Here is a 3,089-nt window from a genome sequence, read left to right as displayed (position 1 = left end):
CCGTTGCGGGTGGTTCGACCTCTGTGACCTACGGCGCGCTGAATCTTCCCGCCGGCGCGGCCTTCGATCCGGCGACCGGCGCCTTTTCCTGGACCCCCGCTCCGGGACAGGAGGGCGAGCATGCGCTTTATGTCACCGCGCGCGACGGCGGCACGATGCGGACCCTGCGCATGGACATTCACGTGGCCCGCGACCTGCAGGCGGCGCTCGACGCCGTGGCCCGCGCCTACGATCCGGCGCAGCACTACATGTCGGCGACCGAACAGGCGTTCAAGGCGGCGCTGGCATCCCGCGACTTGGCGGCGCTGCAGCGCGCCGCGGACGGATTGGAACGCCTGACGCCACGTCTGCCCGACGGCACCCTGGACTACCGCGTGGCGTCGAGCAGTCCGGAACACGGTGTCGCCAAGATGGCCGACAACGATCCGCTGACGTTCGGCGGCCTTTGGGGCGCGGATAAAAACATCACGATGGATTTCGGCGGGCGCTTCAAGGTGAGGGCGGAAGCGTTTCGCGTCCAGGCGCGCGATGGTTTTCCCGTGCGAGTGGCGGACGCCGTCGTGTTCGGATCGAATGACGGCAAACAGTGGACGCTGTTGACGAAAAACAAGGCCGTCAGATCGCCCGACATGCAGACCCTCGCGGTCAAGGAAGAGGAGCGGACAAGAGCCTACCGCTATCTGCGCTTCTTCATGCCCGCCGAAGCCTATGGCATTTTCGAAATCGCGGAACTGCGCATCGTCGGCGAACGCATTGAAGACCCTACCTCTTCCTTATGAGCATCCGATTCGCCCGCCTTCTTGTCACGTTGCCGGTGTTTGCCGGAGTGGCATGCTTCTTCACCCCGGCCATTGAAGCAGCCGAGGATTCCGGGAATCCGCCGCGGGAACGCATTTCGTTCAACTCCGGCTGGCGCTTCACGCACGACGATCCCATGCGGATGGCGCCGCACATCGATTACGATGCCATCAAACCGTGGTTGCTGCCGAGTGCTGCGTCGTTCCTCAGCGGGATCGCGGAACGTCCGGCACGACCCGAGGGCAACCCCGGCAGCGACATCGCGTATGTGGATCCGGCCTGCGACGATTCCGGCTGGCGCGCCCTCGACCTGCCGCACGATTGGGGCATCGAAGGACCCTTTCGCCAGGACCTTCCCGGCGGCACCGGCAAGCTCCCTTGGGCCGGCACCGGCTGGTATCGAAAGGCCTTCGAGCTGCCGGCCAGCGACGCAGGCCGTCGCGTGACGCTCGAGCTCGACGGCGCGATGGCTAACTCGATGGTGTGGCTGAACGGCCAGTTCGTCGGCGGCTGGCCGAGCGGCTACACGTCATTTCAACTCGAACTCACCCCGTATGTTCGCGTCGGCGGAAAAAACGTCCTCGCGATTCGCCTCCAGAATTTTTCCGAATCTTCGCGCTGGTATCCCGGCTCCGGTCTCTATCGCAACGTCTGGCTCACCAAGACCAGCCTGATCCGCGTCGCCCCGTGGGGAGTGTTCGTCACCACCCCGCAGGTGAGCGCGGAGTCGGCCATCGTCTCGATCCAGGTGCTCACGGAAAACCCGACCGCGTCCGCCGTCGAGCTCACGCTTCGCCACGAGCTCTACACGCTCGATGCTGCGGGTCATCGGAGCGAGGCGCCGGTTGCCATCAGCAAACCCTATGATTTCCGCATTCCCTCGGGCCGCGACCGCCAGGCCACGGCCGAGATTATCGTGGCCAAGCCGCAGCTCTGGAGCGTCAAGCAACCACAGCGCTACGTTGCGGTCACGACATTGCGCCGTGGCGGCCAGATCATCGACCGCATCGAGACGCTCTTCGGCATCCGCTCCATCGCGTTCGATGGCACGCGGGGATTCGTGCTGAACGGCGAACCCCTTCGCCTCCAAGGCGTGTGCCTGCACCACGACCTCGGCGCGCTCGGCACCGCCATCAACTCGCGCGCGATCGAACGGCAGCTCGAGATTCTTCGCGCGATGGGATGCAACGCCATCCGCACGTCCCATAACCCGCCCGCCCCCGAGCTGCTCGACGCCTGCGACCGCCTCGGCTTTCTGGTGGTTGATGAAGCCTTCGACTGCTGGGTGAAGGGCAAAAATCACAACGACTACCACCGTCTCTTTCGCGACTGGCACGAGGCCGACCTGCGCGCGCTCATCCGTCGCGACCGCAATCATCCGAGCGTCATCATGTGGAGCATCGGCAATGAAGTGATCGAACAATGGCGCGACGATGGCCCGCTCGGTTGGAAGCTCGGTGCCCACCTCGCCGGCATCGCGCGCGAGGAAGATCGCACGCGCTTCATCACGGGCGCCTTCAACGAGGGCGAATGCGGTTTCAACGGCCACCAGAATGTGCTCGATGCGATGGGCTACAACTACCGCATCGAGCGCTACGCGCCGTTCCGCGAGACATTCCCCTCGATCCCGCTCTACGGGAGCGAAACCGCCTCCACCATCAGCTCGCGCGGCGAATACTTCTTTCCCGTCAGCGACGTAAAGACCGACCCCGTCGCGCGCTCCAACTTCCAAGTCAGCTCCTATGACCTTTTCGCCGCTCCCTGGGCCACGACGCCGGAGGACGAGTGGCGCGCGGGCGACGCCGTGACTGGCTATGCCGGCGAGTTCGTCTGGACCGGCTTCGATTACCTGGGCGAGCCGACGCCCTACAATGACGACGCGACCAACCTCTTGAACTTCTCCGACCCCGCGGAGGCAGCCGTCATGGCCAGGCAGTTGGCCGAGCTGGGGAAAATCAGCGTGCCCGCGCGCAGCTCCTATTTCGGCATCGTCGACCTGGCCGGCTTTCCGAAGGACCGTTATTACCTCTACCAGTCGCGCTGGCGGCCCGAGCGTCCGATGGCGCACATTCTGCCGCATTGGACGTGGCCGGAGCGAGTCGGCAAGGTCACGCCCGTGCACATCTATACTTCCGGTGATGAGGCCGAACTTTTTCTCAACGGCCGGTCGCTCGGCCGGAAAGCCAAACGCCCCGGCGAGTTTCGGCTGCGGTGGGATGAGGTGAAATACGAGCCCGGCGAACTCCGCGTAGTGGCATACAAGAACGGCCAGCGTTGGGCGGAAGCCTCGC

At 64.8% G+C, this 3,089-nt stretch carries 2 protein-coding genes; both read left to right on the top strand.

What is annotated here, in order from left to right:
• The coding region (locus VIM61_16700; protein HEY8902051.1) for a putative Ig domain-containing protein at positions 1–779 on the top strand (779 nt) is incomplete at its 5' end.
• Positions 776–3,089: beta-galactosidase GalB (galB, locus tag VIM61_16695; GenBank protein HEY8902050.1), on the top strand; the 2,314-nt coding region annotated here is incomplete at its 3' end. The genes VIM61_16700 and galB, both read left to right, overlap by 4 nt.

The sequence above is a fragment of the Chthoniobacterales bacterium genome (assembly GCA_036569045.1).
Classification (GTDB): domain Bacteria; phylum Verrucomicrobiota; class Verrucomicrobiia; order Chthoniobacterales; family JAATET01; genus JAATET01.
Note: the sequence above shows the minus strand (reverse complement) of the source record. Positions and strands in the feature narration are given on the sequence as shown.